The 18,905-nt window shown below is 67.4% G+C and carries 12 protein-coding genes; 3 read left to right on the top strand and 9 right to left on the bottom strand.

Going from position 1 to position 18,905, the window contains the following annotated elements; genetic code table 11:
• Nucleotides 1-429: 429 nt before the first annotated feature.
• Nucleotides 430-2,778 (bottom strand): fatty acid cis/trans isomerase, encoded by a 2,349-nt coding sequence (locus NFW30_RS15195; protein WP_295351556.1) that lies wholly within the window; start codon nucleotides 2,776-2,778, stop codon nucleotides 430-432.
• A gap of 243 nt (nucleotides 2,779-3,021) precedes the next feature.
• Here NFW30_RS15195 and NFW30_RS15190 point away from each other — a divergent pair, with 243 nt between their 5' ends.
• Nucleotides 3,022-4,950 (top strand): AsmA-like C-terminal region-containing protein, encoded by a 1,929-nt coding sequence (locus tag NFW30_RS15190; RefSeq protein WP_295351554.1) that lies wholly within the window; start codon nucleotides 3,022-3,024, stop codon nucleotides 4,948-4,950.
• A gap of 99 nt (nucleotides 4,951-5,049) precedes the next feature.
• Here the strand turns inward: NFW30_RS15190 and NFW30_RS15185 are convergent, their stop codons facing one another.
• On the bottom strand, nucleotides 5,050-6,246 hold the full coding sequence (locus tag NFW30_RS15185; RefSeq protein ID WP_295351551.1) for an amino acid aminotransferase: 1,197 nt from the start codon (nucleotides 6,244-6,246) through the stop codon (nucleotides 5,050-5,052).
• Nucleotides 6,247-6,345: 99 nt separating this feature from the next.
• Between NFW30_RS15185 and uvrB the strand changes: the two genes are divergently transcribed.
• Entirely contained in the window at nucleotides 6,346-8,421 is a 2,076-nt protein-coding gene (gene uvrB, locus NFW30_RS15180; RefSeq protein WP_295351549.1) for an excinuclease ABC subunit UvrB, read from the top strand.
• Between the two features lie 54 nt (nucleotides 8,422-8,475).
• On the opposite strand, the gene NFW30_RS15175 is transcribed toward uvrB, so the two are convergent.
• The 3 genes from NFW30_RS15175 to NFW30_RS15165 all read right to left on the bottom strand — a co-directional run bounded on the left by NFW30_RS15175 (nucleotide 8,476) and on the right by NFW30_RS15165 (nucleotide 13,066).
• The gene (locus NFW30_RS15175; protein ID WP_295351546.1) at nucleotides 8,476-9,018 is read right to left on the bottom strand and encodes a hydrolase; all 543 of its coding nucleotides are present in this window, start codon (nucleotides 9,016-9,018) and stop codon (nucleotides 8,476-8,478) included.
• Between the two features lie 194 nt (nucleotides 9,019-9,212).
• The gene (acnA, locus tag NFW30_RS15170) at nucleotides 9,213-11,918 is read right to left on the bottom strand and encodes an aconitate hydratase AcnA (RefSeq protein WP_295351543.1); all 2,706 of its coding nucleotides are present in this window, start codon (nucleotides 11,916-11,918) and stop codon (nucleotides 9,213-9,215) included.
• Between the two features lie 224 nt (nucleotides 11,919-12,142).
• The gene (locus tag NFW30_RS15165; protein WP_295351540.1) at nucleotides 12,143-13,066 is read right to left on the bottom strand and encodes a PEP-CTERM sorting domain-containing protein; all 924 of its coding nucleotides are present in this window, start codon (nucleotides 13,064-13,066) and stop codon (nucleotides 12,143-12,145) included.
• 564 nt (nucleotides 13,067-13,630) lie between these two features.
• On the opposite strand from NFW30_RS15165, the gene NFW30_RS15160 reads away from it, so the two are divergent.
• Nucleotides 13,631-15,064: an HDOD domain-containing protein gene (locus NFW30_RS15160; RefSeq protein ID WP_295351537.1), complete on the top strand. Its 1,434-nt coding sequence runs from the start codon at nucleotides 13,631-13,633 to the stop codon at nucleotides 15,062-15,064.
• Between the two features lie 173 nt (nucleotides 15,065-15,237).
• On the opposite strand, the gene NFW30_RS15155 is transcribed toward NFW30_RS15160, so the two are convergent.
• Genes NFW30_RS15155 through NFW30_RS15140 form a run of 4 tightly spaced genes read right to left on the bottom strand, consistent with a single transcriptional unit; the run spans nucleotide 15,238 to nucleotide 18,854 of the window.
• Complete coding sequence (locus tag NFW30_RS15155) at nucleotides 15,238-16,125, bottom strand: endonuclease/exonuclease/phosphatase family protein (RefSeq protein WP_295351533.1); 888 nt, start codon at nucleotides 16,123-16,125, stop codon at nucleotides 15,238-15,240.
• Between the two features lie 19 nt (nucleotides 16,126-16,144).
• Entirely contained in the window at nucleotides 16,145-17,602 is a 1,458-nt protein-coding gene (locus tag NFW30_RS15150; RefSeq protein ID WP_295351530.1) for a hypothetical protein, read from the bottom strand.
• Nucleotides 17,599-18,216, bottom strand: a complete 618-nt coding sequence (locus tag NFW30_RS15145; protein WP_295351527.1) for an SRPBCC family protein — start codon at nucleotides 18,214-18,216, stop codon at nucleotides 17,599-17,601. Before NFW30_RS15145 ends, NFW30_RS15150 begins: the two co-directional genes overlap by 4 nt.
• Nucleotides 18,217-18,257: 41 nt before the next feature.
• Nucleotides 18,258-18,854 (bottom strand): MarR family winged helix-turn-helix transcriptional regulator, encoded by a 597-nt coding sequence (locus tag NFW30_RS15140; protein ID WP_295372324.1) that lies wholly within the window; start codon nucleotides 18,852-18,854, stop codon nucleotides 18,258-18,260.
• Between the last annotated feature and the right edge of the window lie 51 nt (nucleotides 18,855-18,905).

The raw sequence follows: 18,905 nt of genomic DNA, 5'->3' as shown, positions 1-18,905 counted from the left end.
GGTGATCGCTGTGCATCATGGAGTTCGGATCACCCTCGCCCACTGCTGAACCTTGGCCTCGCGCCCGTGCGGCGATCGAGTGCCCGGCCTTGGGGAATGCGCGTACCGACCGCTGCGGCGGCGCCGCTGCGCCATCGGGCACGATCGAGGTATGGCCGCCGACGCAAACGGAGCGGCCGAGCGGATGCGAGCGGGTCACGGCATCATCCAACGCTTCTTCTGTCCGGCACATGCAGGCTGCCCACCGACCGGACGTCCCGCAAGGCCCTTGCAACAGCTCAGTTATCGCAGTCTACACGCAAATTGCCTGTTCGGGGCGCAGATCCCGGCAAGTCGCTGGCGGTATGGCGAACAGGCCAATGGCTCATCGTTCGGCGAGCCACTGTGCTCCCATGCCTGTCCCCGACCGTCACGCGCTCATCCGCCGCCTCAGCGGTTCTCCAGCCGATTGTAGTCCAGCAGCCCGGCAGTCAGCGGCGCCAGCTTGAGGTGCGTCGCCTGCAGCTCGTCGCTGTATTGCCAGAAGGCCGGATCGCTGCGGCGAACGGCAAAGCGGTCGGCGAGCACGCGGTAGTCGTCCTCGCTGCCGAGGTGCCCGATGGCGTGCGCCAGCTCGCTGATCTGCGGCCGCTGCACGCGATAGATGGCGTTCGGGTAGGCGCCGACGAAGCCGCGGGCGACGGTCAGCGTGTTCTCCTCGGGCAACAGCTCGCGGCCTTCGCGCAGCAGGCTCGAGACGTTGCTGTGGCCGGTGTTGCGCAGCAGCGTCACGTAACGCGCTGCGCGCGCTCCGTCTTCGATGCGCAGGATCACCAGTTCCGGCATCCACGACAGGGCCGGGCCGCGGACACCGGCAAGCAGTGCGAGATCGGCCTGCAAGGCGGCATCACCGACCCCGGCGAGTTCGTGCCGACGGTCGGCGACCGGCGCAACACGCTGCCGCAGGAGGTCGAAGAACTCGCGCCGCGCATCGCCGCTGTGGAAAGGGATGCCGCTCTCGACATCGAAGCGTGCCAGGCTGCCATAGACATGCTCCCTGACCTCGTCGCTGGCACCGCGATACCAGTAGTCGCGGACGGCCAGACGCTGCTCCGACGGCAGGAAGGAGAGGAAGTTGAACTCTCCCTCCATGCGCAGGAAATCCATGTACAGGCGCGACAGCAGCTGGTGACCAACGTTGCCATAGACGTCGAAGCCGGCGACCAGCAGGTAATGGATGCGTTCGAGCAGGGGGTAGCCGATCACCCAGCCGGTCTTCGGCACCTCGCCAAGCAGCCCCTTGACGACCGTGGCACTGTCGAAATGGCGGAAAACGGTCAGCGCCGCGTTCGGGTTGCTGCCCTCACCGTCCCAGATCCACTTCAGATCCGGCCGGCCGCGCTCGCTGGAGCGACTCGCGAGGTAAGCCGACTTGTCGTGCAGATATTTCTCTTCCTTCTTCGCGTACTCGCGCCACGGTCCGATGATCCCGGCGTCCCTGCCCTTCGCCGTCGGCAGTTCGAGGAACCTCGACTCGCGCTCGAGGAACTCGTCAGCGGCCTGACCGGAGCCATCGTTGGCGAGGAAAAAGACCCAGAAGCGATCCTGGATGACGTTCAATGCCACCTGGCCGCGGCACACCGGCCCCTTGATGAAACCCATGATGGTGAACTCGGCCTCGTCGAGCATGAACTGGTAGCGCGCACGGACCGGCAGGTCGCGAAAGGTGACGAAGGGATTGGCACCGGCAGCGAGTGAGTACGGAGGCAGTTCGTCGACCCGGTAGTCAGGCTGCAGGAAGAGCTCCCGCCAGCGCGCCATGCGCTTCTCGCCGAGGGCGTAGGGCATGTGCGTCTTGTCGACGATGCTCTCCCTTTCGCGCTCGAGGCGGTAGTGGAAATCCTCGCCACCGGGGTCGTCGTACGGTCGCCGGCTGGCGATCGGCTCGATCGCCTGCCCCGGTGGCGTGCGCGAGCGCACGAGCCGGAAGAAGTGGTGCTGCGGGTCGCTGTCGAAGTACAGGTGGGCGAGGAATAGGTGCTCGTAGATGTAGCGGCTGACCAGGCGTTCCTTGCGCGAACCGCCGTTGAAGAAGCGTTCCCACTCGGCGACCTGCTGCTCGACGGCAGCCGGCAATGGCGGCTGCCCTTCGAACGGGGCCCCCTGCTGCAGCCAGTTCCGCAGCGTGGCGAATTCGGCGTCGCTCAGCCCCGGCAGACCGAAGGGCATCCCCCACAGCGGGTTGGCAGTGGCGAAGGAGTCGTATTCCTCGATCCGTGGGCATTGCTGCGCGCGGTCGAGCGAGAAGTCGAAGGTCGCCGGCAGAACCGCCGTTTCCGGCAATGGGTGGCTGTGCTTGAGCTGCAGCGCGCGGTAGATGACGCTCGCGGCGAGATTTGCCGCCGGCGCCTGGCCGCGCTCGTTGAGCACCGGAAAGAAGCCCTGCTGCCTCCACTCGGATGCCTTGCCGGCGTCGATGAACAGTCGCGAAGGTGCCGCCTCGCTCAGACGCCCGCCGTCGTATACCAGCTCGCCGCTGCCGCCGCGGGCGATTCCCTCCCAGGCGCCGAGCTTCAACTGGCAAGGTGCGTCGTAGCAGGCGTGACAGACGACGCAACGACGCTCGATAATCGGCTGTACGTCGGCGCGATAGGAAAGGCTACCGGTCGGCGCCCGCGGCACATCGAAGCGTTGCGGGTCGGCGGGACCGTACCTCTGGTCGAGCGTGTGCCGGCTGATGACGGTACAACCGCCGAGCAAGGCAAGCAGCAGTGGCAGAAGGTTCCTGACGATGGTCATGGCGACATTTTCCGGACAACAGGCCGCGCCCGCTGACGGACGACTTGTGGCAAGGAACGAAGGATAGCGAATCCAGCCACGACTCCGCCAGCCCCAGGGACGGTGATCGGCAGGCGAAACGAGCGAAGGCTCCGGTTTACCGCACGCCCGCATGCAGTTTCCACGATAATAGCGACAGGAGGAAAGTGAACATGCGGGATTCCGAACGAGCCCGGCAACTGCCCCGACGATCCGGCTGACAGAATGGCCTCTGAACAGCTCGACCCCACTCTGGTCTTTGCCAGGACCGCTGCCGGCGAGGAAGCCATGGCGCAGCGGACGCGGGTCGTCCAGCGCAACGTCCGCATGGTGCTCATCCTCGTCGACGGCAATGCGACGGTTGCGGACCTGTGCGAGAAGACGGGCAACGTCCAGCTCACCGAGAATGCGCTGGTCGAGCTGGAGTCCGATGGCTTCATCGAGCGGCGCGCCGAGACGCGGTCGGTCTGGCGACTGACCGGCAACGCGGCCAGCCGCAAGCAATCGACGCAGCCGCGGCCGCACTCAGAGTTCTCGACCTTCGGTTCGAGCGGCCTGTCGACACCGGCGAGTTCGCCCCTTTCCGGCGCACAGGAAACGCAGATCATTCCTTTCCCGAATGTGCGGCCCGGCCGGGCGACACCGCTGCCGGACGCGCCGGCGCCGGGCAGCCTGACACCGAGCACCCTGGCGCCGAGCACGCCGACGCCGAGCACGCTCGGTCCCGCCACGCCGACGCCGGGCGCGGCCAGTTCCCCCCCCGCCGCGGACGATCTGGCAGCGGAATCGCTGGCGTCGCCAGGAACAGCGCGCGACGACCGCCCATCGCTCCTCGCGCGCCTGCGCGCACGCCTGGCACCGGGCTGGAGGGACTCGGGCACCGAGCTCCGACCAATCCGCAGGGGCCGCCAGCGCCGGACGCTGACCTGGCCACTGGCCACCGTGATCGGACTGGCGCTTCTCGCGGCCGCACTGTCCCTCGGCGTTCTGCTCTTCCCCTATGGCATCTATCTGCCCGAGGTCGAAGCGGCCCTCGCCCAGAGCAGCGCTCGGCCGGCGCGAATCGGTGCCATGCGCGTCACCGTCTATCCCCGACCGGGATTGCTGCTCGAGCAGGTGCGGCTGGGTGAGGACGGTGCCGCCGCCCAGCTCAGCATGGCTTCGCTGCGCCTGCGGCCGGAGCTGCGCAGCTTGCTTTCGCCCCAGATCGTCTTTGGCGAGGCGGAGCTGATCGGCATCACGCTGTCGGCGGAAGCCTTGGACACCCTGGCACAGGCGCTGCAAGCGTCGGCCGCCGCGTCGGCACGGGCCCGCGTCGTCGAGGTCTCGCTGAGCGAAACCGGGGTCGCGTTCGGCGACCTTGTCTTGACCGACCTTTCCGGTCGGTTGCAACTGTCCGCCGATCAGCGGCTGCAGTCAGCCTTGCTGCAGTCGCCCGGCAAGAACCTGCAGGTCGAGCTGAAACCCGCGAGCGGCGGAGGGGTGAGCGTCAAGCTCGAAGGAACCGCCTGGCGACCAGCACCGAAATCTCCCTATCTGTTCGATTCGCTCGACCTGCAGGGACGGATCTCCGGGCCCGAATTCCTGATCGACCGCATCGAAGCACGCATCTTCGACGGCGTGCTGCGCGGCACCAGCATCCTGCGCAGCGGCAGCAAGGCCGCGGTGACCGGGGATCTTGCCTTCGAGCGCATCAATACCGGCGCGCTGGCGGCAGCCCTCGGCTTCAACGGGCGCATCGGCGGCGAAGCCAGGGGCAAGCTGAGTTTCTCGACCAGCGCCGACAGTCTGCCGAACGCCGTCGCCCGGCTGCAGGCCAGCGGCAACTTCACCATCCACCGCGGACACCTGGGCGGCCTCGATCTGGCCGAGGCGGTGCGCCGCTTTTCGGTGGTACCACTGACCCTTGGCGGAGCAACCCGTTTCGAGGAGTTGTCCGGTGTCCTCACGCTGACCCCGAACGCGCTGCGGCTGTCGCGTCTCAGCCTGACTGCCGGGCTGATGCAGGCGAACGGGCAGATCGAGGTCGGCCGCGACCTGCAACTGCGGGGGCGGATGGATGTCATGATGGCGCGCCGACGCGCCGATCACACGGCGATGCCGGTGCTGATCAGCGGCGCCCTGGAGTCACCGCTGACCCAGACGGCGCGCTGACCGCCTGCGGCGACCGGCGCGGCAGGCGGCGGCCGCCAGCCTGCCAGCGGAAATCGGCCGCCAGACTCGCGGTGGAGCTGCCGGCCGCTTGCGGGCGAATCAGAGCACCGTCGCGATGGCCTCGGCGACGTAGCCGACGTTGCGCGTGTTCAGCGCCGCCAGACAGATACGGCCGCTGCTGACAGCGTAGATGCCGAAGTCCTCGCGCAGGCGGTCGACTTGCGCCGGGTTCAGGCCGGTATAGGAGAACATGCCACGCTGCCGGTTGATGAACGAGAAGTCGGCTCCGCCACCCTGCAGACGCTCTACGAGGCTGCGTCGCATGTCGAGAATGCGCTGGCGCATCTGCGCCAGCTCGTCCGCCCACAGCCCGCGCAGTTCGGCGCTGGCGAGAACCGCCGCGACGATGGCGCCACCGTGGGTCGGCGGATTCGAATAGCTGGTGCGCACCAGGCGCTTGATCTGCGACAGCACGCGTGCCGTCTCGTCACGACTGGCGGTGACCACCGAGAGCGCACCGACCCGCTCGCCATAGAGCGAGAACGACTTCGAGAAGGAACTGGCGATCAGGAACTGCAGTCCCGATGCGGCGAACAGATCGAGGGCAACGGCATCCGCACGGATGCCATCGGCAAAGCCCTGGTAGGCGATGTCGATGAACGGGACCAGGCTGCGTGCCGCGACGATGTCGATGACTTCGCGCCATTGCCCAGCATCGAGGTCGGCGCCGGTCGGGTTGTGGCAACAGGCGTGCAGGACGACGATCGATCCCGCCGGCAGCGTGCTCAACCCCGCCTTCATCGCCGCGAAGTCGACGCCACGTGTCGCCGCGTCATAGTAGGGGTACGAGTCGACGCGGAAGCCGGCAAACTCGAAGAGTGCGCGATGGTTCTCCCAGCTCGGATCGCTGATGTAAACCGTCGCCCCTGGCAGCAGGCGACGCAGGTAATCGGCACCCACCTTGAGGCCGCCGGTGCCACCCAGCGCCTCGATGGTCAGGACACGCCCTTCGGCGAGCAGCGCCGACTGCTCGCCGAAGAGCAGTTTCTGCACTGCCTGGTTGTAGGCTGGCAGACCGTCGATCGGCTGATATCCGCGTGGCGGCATCGCCTCCAGGCGCGCCTTCTCGGCGAGCTTCACCGCCGCCAGCAGCGGCACCTTGCCGCTGTCGTCGAGATACACGCCGACGCCAAGATTGACCTTGGTCGTCCGGCTGTCGGCATTGAAGGCCTCGGTCAGGCCGAGGATCGGGTCGCGTGGAGCCATTTCCACGGCAGCAAAGATCGAAGCGGTCATGGTCTGTTCTTCCTGTGGTTGATCGGCCAGGCGGCCAGTGTCCATTGCGCACGGCTCGCCGTCGCGACCGGTGCGCACAAAAAAACGTAAAATTCTAGCATGGCAAGGCAAACGCAAACCCTCGAGAGGCCTCCTTCGCTGACCTTCCCGGACAGTCCGTTCCGCCTCTACCAGCCGTTTCAGCCGGCCGGCGACCAGCCGCAGGCGATCGAGCAATTGCTCGCTGGCCTGCGCGACGGCCTGTCGTTCCAGACGCTGCTTGGTGTCACCGGCTCGGGCAAGACCTACACCATGGCCAACGTCATCGCCCGCAGCGGCCGCCCGGCGCTCGTCCTGGCGCCGAACAAGACGCTGGCGGCGCAGCTCTACGCCGAGTTCCGCGAGTTCTTCCCCGACAACGCCGTCGAGTACTTCGTCTCCTACTACGACTATTACCAGCCCGAGGCCTACGTGCCGTCGCGCGACCTGTACATCGAGAAGGACTCGTCGATCAACGAGCACATCGAACAGATGCGTCTCTCGGCCACCAAGAGCCTGCTCGAACGACGCGACTGCGTGCTGGTGGCGACGGTATCGTGCATCTACGGCATCGGCGACCGCGACGAGTACCACCGCATGATCCTGACCATGCGCGTCGGCGACCGGCTGGGGCAGCGCGAGATCATCAAGCGCCTGACGGCGATGCAGTACGAGCGCAACGAAACCGATTTCCGCCGCGGCAGCTTCCGCGTCCGCGGCGACGTCATCGACGTCTTTCCCGCCGAGCACGCCGAGCAGGCGATCCGCATCTCGCTCTTCGACGACGAGATCGACGGCCTGCAGCTCTTCGACCCGCTGACCGGCCACCTGCAGAACCGCCTGCTGCGCTTCACGATCTTTCCTTCGTCGCACTACGTGACGCCGCGCGAGACGGTTCTGCGGGCAGTCGAGGCGATCAAGGTCGAACTGGCCGAACGGGTCGCCAGCTTCCAGGCCGCGGGCCGCTTGGTCGAGGCGCAGCGGATCGAACAGCGCACCCGCTTCGACCTCGAGATGCTCGATCAGGTCGGCTTCTGCAAGGGAATCGAGAACTACTCGCGGCATCTCTCCGGACGCCAGCCCGGGCTGCCGCCGCCGACGCTGCTCGACTATCTCGCCGCCGACGCGCTGTTGTTCATCGACGAGTCGCATGTCGCTGTGTCGCAGGTCGGCGGCATGTACAAGGGCGACCGCTCGCGCAAGGAAAGCCTCGTCGAGTACGGATTCCGCCTGCCCTCGGCGCTCGACAACCGGCCGCTGCAGTTCGCCGAGTTCGAGGCCCTGTTGCGACAGACGATCTTCGTCTCGGCCACCCCGGGTGACTACGAGGAGGCGCATCAGGGGCAGGTCGTCGAGCAGCTCGTGCGTCCGACCGGGCTGGTCGACCCGGTGCTGATCGTGCGCCCGGCCTCGACGCAGGTCGACGACCTGCTCTCCGAGATCCGGCGCCGCGCCGCAGCCGGCGAGCGCGTCCTGGTGACCACACTGACGAAGCGGATGGCCGAGGATCTGACGGACTTCCTCAGCGACCACGAAGTGCGCGTCCGCTACCTGCATTCCGACATCGACACCGTCGAGCGCGTCGAGATCATCCGTGACCTGCGCCTCGGCAAGTTCGATGTCCTCGTCGGCATCAACCTGCTGCGCGAAGGCCTCGACATTCCGGAAGTGTCACTGGTCGCCATCCTCGATGCCGACAAGGAAGGTTTCCTGCGCTCCGAGCGATCGCTGATCCAGACCATCGGCCGTGCCGCCCGCCATCTGCACGGCACCGCAATCCTCTATGCCGACCGGGTCACCGGATCGATGCAGCGGGCGATCGCCGAAACCGAACGGCGCCGGCAACGGCAGATCAGCTTCAACGACAGCCACGGCATCGTCCCCACCGGCATCAGCAAGCGGATCATCGACATCATCGACGGCGTCTACGACAGCGAAAGCGCGCAGAGGGAAGTCAAGGCGGCGCAACGACAGGCCGGCTATGCGGCCATGAGCGAGAAGGAACTGGCGCGCGAACTGCGGCGTCTGGAAAAGGAGATGCTCGACTGCGCCAGGAACCTCGAGTTCGAGAAGGCCGCCGCCGCACGGGACGAACTCTTCCGCATCCGCCGCCAGGTCTTCGGCATCAGTGGCGAGGAGGCTCCGCCGCCGGCGTAGGCAGCGCCCAGCGCATCCCGCGGCGCCACCCCTCCGCCTCCCGGCTGCTTCCGGTCAGCGGATGAACTCGCGGCTGATCGCGCGAAAGACGTCGCTCCCCGCCTGCCGCAGCCACTCGAAGACGACCATCTCGCGCGACACGATGTCGGCGCCGTGGCGGCGCATGCGCTCGACCGCCAGCGCCTTGTCGCTGGCGCGCCGCGAGCCGATCGCCTCATCGACGACGAAGACGTTGCGGCCGGCAGCCAGCAGGTCGAGCACCGTCTGCTGCACGCAGACATGCGCTTCGGTGCCGGCGACGATGAACTGCGCCCGGTCGCCACCGGCAAGCTGCAGAAGTCTGCCGTCGGCCAGCGCCGAGAAGTGCGTCTTCTCGATCACGCATTCCGCCGGCAGCAACTGGCGCAGGTCCGACATCGTCGGCCCGAGGCCCTTGACGTACTGCTCGGTACAGATCACCGGCACCTGCAGCCGCTGCGCGACGCGCGTCAGCCAGATGCCGGCCGCAAGCACCGAAGCGGCGTCATGGATCGCCGGCTGCAGCCGCTCCTGCAGATCGACGAGCAGGAGAACCGAATGATCAACGCGCATCAACATCGACAAGCCCTCCGGGGAAGCAGGACGCAGCACTGCGCCGTGTCGCCAGCGATCTTAATACCGTACTCGCCTGCGGCCAAGGCCTGCGGTCCGGCAAAGACTCCCGGCAGCGCTTACCGCCAGGCAACGCCATCAGCGACCGGAGCGGCAAGCTGCGGGCCACGCGGACGCTGCAGCGTACCGGCCGCAGCCCATCACCGCTCGCCAAGCAAGTGTCCGAGGACGAACGGCAGGATGCCGCCGGCACGGTAATAGCTGACCTCGATCGGCGTATCGATGCGGCAGAGCAGCGGACACTCGTGTCGCTCGCCGTCGCCGCGCGTGATCACCAGCGCGACCGTCTGCATCGGCGACAGCCCGCCGGCCAGCCCGCTGATGTCGAAGCGCTCGTCGCCACGCAGGCCGAGCGAGGCGGCCGAGTCGTCGCCCAGGAACTGCAACGGCAGGACGCCCATGCCGACGAGGTTGGCGCGGTGAATCCGCTCGTAGCTGCGGGCGATCACCGCCCGCACGCCGAGCAGGCGTGTTCCCTTGGCGGCCCAGTCACGCGACGAGCCGGTGCCATACTCCTCGCCGGCGACGACGATGCTCGGTATCCCCCGCTCGAGGTAACTCATCGCCGCCGCAAAGACGGTCGTCGGCTGCCCGTCGAGCAGCGTGTGACCACCCTCGCGCCGACGGCCATCGGCATCGGGCGGCAGCATCAGGTTGCGAATCCGGACATTGGCGAAGGTGCCGCGCATCATCACCTCATGATGGCCGCGGCGGGACCCGTAGGAGTTGAAATCGGCGCGCTCCACCCCCTGTGCGCGCAGCCACTCCCCCGCCGGCGTCGCCTCGCCGAACGAGCCGGCCGGAGAGATGTGGTCGGTGGTCACCGAATCGCCGAGCAGCAGCAGCACACGGGCGCCGCGAATGTCGCCGGCAGCCTGCGGCGGCAGTTCGAAGAACGGCGGCCGGGCAATGTAGCTCGACGGTGGCCAGTCGTAAACCTCGCCGCTCGGCGCCGGGATCGACTGCCACAGATCCTGGTCGGCGCCGACATCGGCGTAGCGCCGGCGGAAGGCCTGCGGATCGAGCGCCAGCGGCAGTACGGCGCCGATCTCGTCGGAACTCGGCCAGATGTCCCGCAGATACACCGGCTGCCCATGGGCATCGTTGCCCAGAGGCTCGTTCTCGAGGTCGATGTTGACCCGGCCGGCAATCGCGAACGCCACCACCAGCGGCGGTGACGCCAGGTAGTTGGCCCGCAGACCAGGGTGGATGCGCGCCTCGAAGTTGCGGTTGCCCGAGAGCACCGCCGCAGCGATCAGCTGCTGCTCGGCGATCGTCCGGTTGAACGCCGGATCGAGATCGCCGGCGTTGCCGATGCAGGTCGTGCAGCCATAGCCAACCAGCGCGAAGCCCAGTTCGGCCAGCGGCGCCAGCAACCCGGCGCGGTCGAGATAATCGGTCACCACCCGCGAACCGGGCGCGAGCGAAGTCTTGATGTGTGGCCTGACCCGCAGCCCCTTGGCCACCGCCTTCCTCGCCAGCAGCCCGGCAGCGATCATCACCGCCGGATTGCTGGTGTTGGTGCACGAGGTGATCGCCGCGATCAGGACGTCGCCATGGCCTAGGTCGACGCCGGGGAACCCGGTCGGATGGCGCTGCAGCAGGCTGGCCGCCGGCCGTCCGAAGCCGTCTGCCGACTCGGCGGCGGTCAACAGGGCGTTGAAGCGGCTGGCCATGTCGGGCAAGGCGATCCGGTCCTGCGGCCGCTTCGGGCCGGCGAGCGAGGGAACGATCGTCGACAGGTCGAGGTACACGCGGCGCGAATAGTCGACCTGGCCCGCGCGCGGGATGCCGAACAGGCCCTGGGCGCGGAAATAGGCTTCGAACAGCACGCAGTCCTCTTCGCTGCGACCACTGCTGCGCATGTACTCGACGGTCTTCTCGTCGACCGGGAAGAAACCCATCGTCGCCCCGTACTCCGGCGCCATGTTGGCCAGCGTTGCGCGATCGGTCACCGACAGCGTGCTCGCGCCGTCGCCGAAATATTCGACGAAGGTGCCCACCACCTTCTCGCGCCGCAGCAGTTCGGTCACCGTCAGCACCAGATCGGTCGCGGTGACGCCTTCGCGCAGGCGGCCGTCGAGTTCGACACCGACCACGTCGGGGGTCAGGAAATAGACCGGCTGGCCGAGCATCGCCGCCTCGGCCTCGATACCGCCGACGCCCCAGCCGACGACGCCGACGGCATTGATCATCGTCGTGTGCGAATCGGTACCGACCAGCGTGTCGGGAAAGCACAGCCTGCCGTCAGCCGTCTCCTGCTGCCGCACGCCGCGGAACAGGTACTCGAGGTTGACCTGATGGACGATGCCGACTCCGGGCGGCACGACGCGGAAGGTATCGAAGGCCTGCATGCCCCACTTCATGAACTGATAGCGTTCGCCATTGCGCTCGAACTCGCGGCGCATGTTCTGCTGCAGCGCCTCTGGCGTCCCGTAGTGATCGACCTGGAGCGAATGGTCGACGACCAGATCGACCGGCACCAGCGGCTCGATGCACCGCGGATCGAGTCCGCGCCCGGCAGCGACGTGGCGCATGGCCGCCAGATCGCAGAGCAGCGGCACACCGGTGAAGTCCTGCAGGACGACGCGTGCAACGACGAAGGGAATCTCCTCGCTGCGCTCGGCCCGCGGTCGCCATTGTGCCAGATCGACGATGTGCTTCTCGCTCACCCGCAGCCCATCGCAGTGACGCAGCAGCGCCTCGAGGACGACTCGCAGCGACACCGGCAGGCGGTCGACGTTGCCGATGCCGGCGGCGGCGAGCACCGGCAGCGAGTAGTACAGCGCATCCGGCTGCCCGGGCGGGCTGAAGCGGGACAGGGTGTTGAACGGCGAGTGGCGCATGCGGGTTCTCCGGAGACTGCTGCGCTGCGAGCCATGCCCGCATTCCCACAGACCGCTCCCGGCGGCAAACGTTCCAGCCTTCTCACGCCGCGACAGTGAATCCTCCAAAAGGGGACCGTCTCCCGGCCACCTTGCCTTGGCGCCACCAGCCTCTCTTCGCCTTACGGACAAGCGAAGAGCAAACCGCACGCCGCCGCCATCGGCAGGCAGCGACCGTCCCGCCCTCAGGCCGGGCGGTAGCGTGTAAACCCGAGACCGAGCACGGCAACTGCCAGAAGCAGGAGGGAACCGGGCTCGGGAACGGCAGCAGCAAGCGGCAGCAGCGAAGCCAAGTTATTGCCGCCCGGCGGCGACGGAGGATCGTAACGTTCACTCAGAGAGCCGAGCGTATACGCGCCCCCGGACGAGGCGCCGACCGCGATCAGGTTGTAAACACGAACGGAATCCTGATCCGGAAAAGCAAATTCGGATGACAGCTGGGACGAACCAAGCAGCCCCAGCCAGTCAAAACGCGCGAACAGTTCGCCCGTGGCGTTGCCATCGATAAGCTGACCGCTCGCGTCGAAGACGAACTGCAACGCGCCGCCGACGGCGAAGTCGGGCAGGCCCGCCGACGGGGAACTGTCCGGGCCGACCGCGACGACTGCGGCCGTGGCCTGCAGGAGGCCTGCACTGCGGATTGGCCCCGAGGTCGAACCGCGCGTCACGTCGTAGAAGAAGGCGCTGACCTGTAGCGACGCAATGTTGCCGGCACTTACCGACCATGTCGTCGGACCCGCGAACAGCAGCCCCGGATCGACTACCTGCGGCGTCGCCAAGTCGTCAGACAGCGTCGACACGCTGATGCTGCTCGCGACAGCGGGGCTTGCGTTACCGAAGGCATGCGAAAGGACGCCGCTGCCAGTCGGATCAATCAGTGGCATGCTGCCGAGAAGGCTCGGATTATAGACGATGGCATCGAGCAGAACGCTGCCGGAAGGAACACCTGACGCCAGCAGCGGCTTGAAGTTCGAAAACGTCAGGCCGTCGACCTGCAACGTTCCACCGGCGAGGAGATCGGCGAGGGTTGCAGGAGCGGCTTTCGCCGGCACTGCATGCAGGGAGATGAGCGCGGCCGCCGCGCAGGCTATGGATCTCAGACTGTACATGGCGTGTTACTCCTGAACTCCGGTTCGACGACTACTGCGGCACGGACACAGAGGGACAACCCGCATGCCCGAGACGAGTATAGAATTGACAATTAGTCAGAGTCAATCCCCGAGTACCGGGCGCTGTCCTGCGACGGGGCGTCCTTGGAGGGAAACAAAGCCGCGGTCGCGGCTGACGACAGTGGTGACGAGTGCTTGTACGTAGACCACGAACGCTCCAGACTATGCGCCTTGGAGTGCCCCCCTGCCTTGGCGTCGGCCTCCAGGGTCCCGGGGGACGGCGATGCAGTATCAGCGAAGCAACCCATCGCGTATGGTACGGCACAGCGCCGGTACTGGTCTCGCCGTGGCTGGCTGCCGGCAGAGTGCCGACCTTTCGATGGAGAAGGACGATGACAACAGCCCCCTCGGGAGCACGACGGACGGTCTTCGAGAGGCCATGGTCCGCCGATGCCGCTGTCGCGGAAACCGTCGATGGCCCGAACGGCGGTTCGCGAAGCTTGCACGCGGCAGCCGTCGGCCGGCAGCCCTGAGTAGCCCCACTGACAGCAGGAACCAAGGCAGATGGCGATCGAAAAGCCCGGTCTCGGCGATGCCGCGCTGATCGACACGACCTTCCTCTTCACCGACATCGAGGGTTCGACGAGCCTCTGGGAAAGCGAGTCGCAAGCCATGCGCGTCGCGTTGCAGCGGCACAACACCCTGCTCGCGGCGGCAATCGAGCGCCACCGTGGACTGGTCTTCAAGACCGTCGGCGATGCCTTCTGCGTCACCTTCGATGACGCCGCGGCTGCCTTGTGCGCCGCCAGCCAGATCCAGACCAGCCTTGCCGGCGAGCACTGGCCGACGCGCAGCCCGCTGCGCGTGCGCATCGCCTTGCACAGCGGGCCGGCCTACCTGAGCGACGGCGACTACTTCGGTCGCACGCTCAATCGCGTCGCCCGGCTCCTGGCGGTGACCCACGGCGGCCAGACCCTGCTCAGCTCGGCAACCGCAGCACTGGTGCGCAGCACCCTGCCCCTGGGCAGCAGCCTGCACGATGTCGGCATGCTCCGCCTGCGCGACCTGCCGCAGCCGATCCACGCCTTCCAGCTTGTCCATCCCGGGCTGCCAGGCGCGCTCCTCGAAACGGACCACGCCCTCGACGGCAACAAGCTGACAGCCGAACCGCTGGCGCGCTTCCGGCCAATCGATGTCTACGAGGTTCCGACGCTGCCGGCAGTGGTCATGCAGGCACTGCGCGTCATGCAGGATCCCGCCAGCGACGCGCGCGCGGTCGAACGGGTGATCATCCATGACCCGGCGATCTCGGCCAAGGTCCTGCGCGTTGCCAACTCGGCTTTCTTCGGCCTTTCGCGCCGCATCGGCACCATCGCCGACGCCGTCCGGGTGCTCGGCTTCACCAATGTCCAGGGCATGCTGATCTCGGTCGGCGCCTTCGATTCCTTCCGGACCGAGCGGCTGAACCTGGTCGAGTTCTGGAAGCACTCGATCGCCACCGCTACCGCCGCCCGCTTCCTCGCAGCTGCGCTCCGCCACCCCGGTGATGAGGCATTCATGGCGGGTCTGCTGCACGACATCGGCAAGCTCATCTTCGCCGTCCAGGCCGAGTCGGACTACCGCCACGTACTCGATCTGGAACGTGATTCGGCGTTCGGCAGTCTCGAGGCCGAGCGAACGCTGTTCGAGTTTACCCACCCGGAAGTGGGCCAGATGGTCGCCGAACGCTGGGACCTGCCGGCACGCCACATCGCCGCTATTGCCCACCACCATGAGCCCGACGCCAGCGGCGACGAATACCGCTTCTGCGCCCTCGTCGGCCTCGCCAACCGGGTCGCACATGCGGCCCTCGACGGCTTCGTCGAAACGCTGGCCAGCGACCAGGATGCGGCGCAACTGCGACGGCTCGGACTGCGACCCGCCCTCTGGGACGACTGCCTGGCGCATCTGCACGCCGCTCGACCGACGATCGACGGCTTCGTCGGCGCCATCCGCTGAACGGTCTGCCTGTCGGGTACGCGACGCGCGGCAGCAACTCGCCCGAACCCTCACTGCAGTGGTGAAGAAGGTCTGCGCGATCCGCTCGCGTGGGTCGGCAAACTGGTGCAGGCAGCGATGGCGATCGCCAGGAGCAGCGCATCGGCCCCGGAGCCTCAGACACCGCCCCAGGCTCAAATACACGCCCCGGGGTGCAGCGTGCTCGCCCTCGACGTTGCCACGCCGACACGCGCTGGGCGCAGGACGAGTTCGGCGATCAGCGGCGCGTGGTCGGAACAGCGCGCCCAGGCGATCCCCCTGGGAACGTGCATTTCGAGCACCTGGAAACCGCGCACGTAGATGCGATCCAGCGTCAGCCAGGGAGCAAAGCTGGGAAAGGTGCGGGTAACCTCTGCCGCCGTGGTGCGCCGGCGCCATGGCAGCAGCCAGTCGAGCAGGCGACGGTCGTGCCGCTCAACAGGCGAAGCCACCGTCACTTCGTCGACGCCAAGCCGCTCGCGCAGCAGGCGGTCGACCCTCTGCTGCCAGTCGTTGAAGTCGCCGGCAATGATCAGCGGTGCCCCTGCGGGTACCTCGCGTTGAACGAAATCGGCGAGGAAGCTCGCCTGCCGCAGGCGGCTGCGCTTGATCAGACCGAAATGCACGCAGATCAGGTGCACTTCCTTGCCGCGCCCGCGCCCGAGACGGATCACCGCATGCAGCAGTCCTCGTTTCTCGAGCAGGTGGTCGGAGATGTCGTGGTTGGTGTGGGCGACGATGCGATGGCGCGAGAGGATCGCGTTCCCGTGATGCCCATGCGGATAGGCCGCATTCATCCCATAGGCGCGGTGCTCATAGGCGCCCGTGGCGAGAAAATCGAGTTGTGTTCCGGACGACGGGTAGCCTGGCTGGCGTGCGAGCCGCTCGTTGCGATCCTGCACCTCTTGCAGGAAGACGATGTCGGCATCGATCGCATCTAGCGCCAGGCGGACATCGTGTATTCGCGGCCGACCACGGACTCCCGTGACGCCCTTGTGGATGTTGTAGGTCGCCACCCTGATCTTCACGACCGTCTCCGGCATGCTCCCTCCTCACGCGGCATCATGGCAAGCGCTCGAAATAGCGGTCCAGAAGCAGCGGATCGTCGAAGTGGCGCCGGCCGACGAAGGCGGTGGCATGCCGTCCCCACTGCCGCATTTGGCCGGCACTGCGCACGCCCATCGGCCAGAACACGAAACGCTCCAGTCTTTCGCTACCGGGGAGCAGTCCGTCGGCGGCAAAAACGCTGCGCCGGCCGCCACCCGGAACCGCCAGCGAGCGCAGTTCATCTTCGTCGTGCAGAGCCAGCCGTATTCCCGCTGCCGCGGCAGCCGCCTCGACAAGCACCTGCTGCAGATGATGCGTGCCGGCGGCGAGCCTGAGGACGATCCGCTGCTCCGTCCTCGGTGCCAGCAGCGCCTGGGGCACGAACAGGCCCTCGTCGACGCCGGCTGGCCGCGCCCTGGCGCGCACCCGCTCTCCCGGAATGAACAGGTGGTAGCAGCCACATGGGTGTATCGTGTCGTAAATCAGCGGACTGCCATCCTCGGCCAGGGTGACGCGCCAGAGCAGGCCGTCGAAACGCCCCGCCAGCAGGTCCGGCGCCCGGTCTGGCGGGCGCCCGGGAAACCATGCAGTGTAACTCAGCTGCAACAGCCAGCGGTCGGCCATTTGCGCGTAGCCGCTGCGGACGTAGAGCACCGGCTCGGCAATGGCCACCACCAGGCGGTGGCCGTCGGTACGATCCGGCTGCCAGGCGAGCGCTCCGGGTCGGTCGTCCTCTCCGGCTGTCTCGATTTCGAGTCGGGGAGCATGACGCACGACGAGTTCGGCAAGTTTGGCGCCGGCGACGCGGGGCAGACCGACTGCCGACAGATCCCTGAGCAGCGGCAGGCTCTCCGGCTGCGCGTCGGGAACGTAGCGCACCCGCCGCGGCCCGCCTGTCGTTTCGGCTGCCTGCGCGGCGAAAATAGCCAGCGTCTCCTGCTGCCAACGCTCGATGCCGGCGGCGAAGAGGTAGCGCGTCAACGGATAGAGGCCCAGCGCGCGCAGCGTCGTCGAATAGTCGTCGGGGACCACGGCCGCCGCCCGAACCTTTGCCAGTTCCGCCTGATCGGCCAAGGCAAGCGTCTCCCGACATGCAGCCAGCTCGTCGCTGCTGACCGTCGTCGGGGCGCTGTTCGCCAGCTCGATCGCGCGCCCGTCGGCATCAAGCCGTGCCAGCGCCCGATACCATTGCGCCGCGAGCGGATCCCCCAATGGCACCTTCGCAGCAGGAGCCAGCCGGGCCAGGACGCGATCCACGCGCAGATGGGGAAAGCCGGGAACCCGTGGCGACTGCGCATCGCGCGTGCCGTCGGCGTCGATGCGGCGGTCGATCGCCGCGAACAGGCGCGCGCAGTCGCCGACGGCATCCTGTCGCAGTTGGCGCTGTGCTGCCGGATCGTCAGCATGCGGATCGAGTCCGGCACAACCGATCAGCGTGCAGCAGGCGGCGACAAGCAACGGCCTGTGGCTCATCCGGGCTGCTCAGGTCCCGCGAGTGCCTGCTGCCGGCGCTCGATCTCACGCAGCATGGCCTCGAACTGGGCGCGCATCGTCTGCCGCACGGCAGCCCCCCCGAAAAGCGGACCGAGCAGTGGCGCGAGTGGCGTGGACAGCTCGAACCGCGCGTCGTAGTCGAGCCGCACGACGCCGGGCGGCAGCCGCTCGTCTCCCTGGATGATCCGGTAGCGGCCAGTGAAACTGCGCAATGTCGATGGGTCGCCTGCCCCCGTCTCTGCCGTCGCCAGCTGCGCGATGACGGTCACGTAGGGGAGGTGGACGACGTCGAGCCGCACGTGCACCGGCAACTCGAAGAAGAGGACCCTGAAGATGCCCGCCTGCTCGAGGAGCAGGCGGTTACCGTCGCGTTCGAGCACGCGCGCGCGCCGGACGCCGGGGACGAACTCGCCCAAGTGCTCATAATCGGTCAGCGTGTCCCAGACCAGTCGCTGACCGGCGGCCAGCTGCGCGCTGGCATGGACGCTGTACACCTCGCCATGACGCCGTACCTCGACCTGCGCCACCGCCCCACCGGCGGCGACGGCGGCAAGGCTGCAGGCCAGCGAAACGATGCCGGCAAGAGCGCTCATCGGCGATCGCCACCAGGAACGCCGTCGCGCTGCCGGCACGCTCATGGCGAGCGGGTTGGCGCCTGCAGGGCCGGACGATCCGCCCGCGGGTCGCTCCACTCACGGCAGATCCGGATCGTCTGTTCGACTGCCAACATTTCGCCGGTGAGGCCGCAGCGCTGGCTTCCGTTCTCGGCGAGAAAGTGCGCGCATTCGCGGCATTGACCGAAAGCCTGCCGGTCGTTGAGTCGCTGCAGACTGCCGAGGACAGCGCGCAGTTGACTCGCGAGTTCGTCGAGATCGGCACCGCTGGCAGCAAGAAGCCGGTCGAGACGCTGCGGCCAGCTGCCGGCCAGCACCTCCTCGCCGGCTGCCGTCAGCTGCAGGTGAACGCGGCGACCATGGCGATCGTCGCTGCTCCGGCTGATCAGCCCCTTGCGCTCGAGCACCGCCAAAGTTTGCGACACCGTGCCGCGGGTAACGCCGAGGTAGCTCGCGACGGCGATCGGGATATCGCTGTAACGGTTCGCCTGCGCGAGGTAGCCGAGCACCTGCAGATGCACCGGCAGCAGGCCGTGGCGCGCGGCATCGTCGCGTAGCAGCTGCTGGAGCAGCGCCGCCACGCGCTCGAGGATGAAGACGCTCGGCTTCATGGCCATAATGTATCGTCTCGAATCATTGCTTGACAAGTGCTTTGTGCCGGCGGTAAG

Source organism: Accumulibacter sp. (assembly GCF_023806635.1).
Taxonomy (GTDB): Bacteria; Pseudomonadota; Gammaproteobacteria; order Burkholderiales; family Rhodocyclaceae; genus Accumulibacter.
The sequence above is the reverse complement of the archived record's forward strand: the minus strand, read 5'-3'. Positions and strand labels throughout refer to the sequence as shown.

Coding starts and splice junctions, on each gene's coding strand:
- NFW30_RS15175 (WP_295351546.1), bottom strand. CDS start 9,018: ATGTTGATGCGCGTTGATCATTCGGTTCTCCTGCTCGTCGATCTGCAG.
- acnA (WP_295351543.1), bottom strand. CDS start 11,918: ATGCGCCACTCGCCGTTCAACACCCTGTCCCGCTTCAGCCCGCCCGGG.
- NFW30_RS15145 (WP_295351527.1), bottom strand. CDS start 18,216: ATGAGCGCTCTTGCCGGCATCGTTTCGCTGGCCTGCAGCCTTGCCGCC.
- NFW30_RS15160 (WP_295351537.1), top strand. CDS start 13,631: ATGGCGATCGAAAAGCCCGGTCTCGGCGATGCCGCGCTGATCGACACG.
- NFW30_RS15190 (WP_295351554.1), top strand. CDS start 3,022: ATGGCCTCTGAACAGCTCGACCCCACTCTGGTCTTTGCCAGGACCGCT.
- NFW30_RS15155 (WP_295351533.1), bottom strand. CDS start 16,125: ATGCCGGAGACGGTCGTGAAGATCAGGGTGGCGACCTACAACATCCAC.
- NFW30_RS15140 (WP_295372324.1), bottom strand. CDS start 18,854: ATGGCCATGAAGCCGAGCGTCTTCATCCTCGAGCGCGTGGCGGCGCTG.
- NFW30_RS15165 (WP_295351540.1), bottom strand. CDS start 13,066: ATGTACAGTCTGAGATCCATAGCCTGCGCGGCGGCCGCGCTCATCTCC.
- uvrB (WP_295351549.1), top strand. CDS start 6,346: ATGGCAAGGCAAACGCAAACCCTCGAGAGGCCTCCTTCGCTGACCTTC.
- NFW30_RS15150 (WP_295351530.1), bottom strand. CDS start 17,602: ATGAGCCACAGGCCGTTGCTTGTCGCCGCCTGCTGCACGCTGATCGGT.
- NFW30_RS15185 (WP_295351551.1), bottom strand. CDS start 6,246: ATGACCGCTTCGATCTTTGCTGCCGTGGAAATGGCTCCACGCGACCCG.
- NFW30_RS15195 (WP_295351556.1), bottom strand. CDS start 2,778: ATGACCATCGTCAGGAACCTTCTGCCACTGCTGCTTGCCTTGCTCGGC.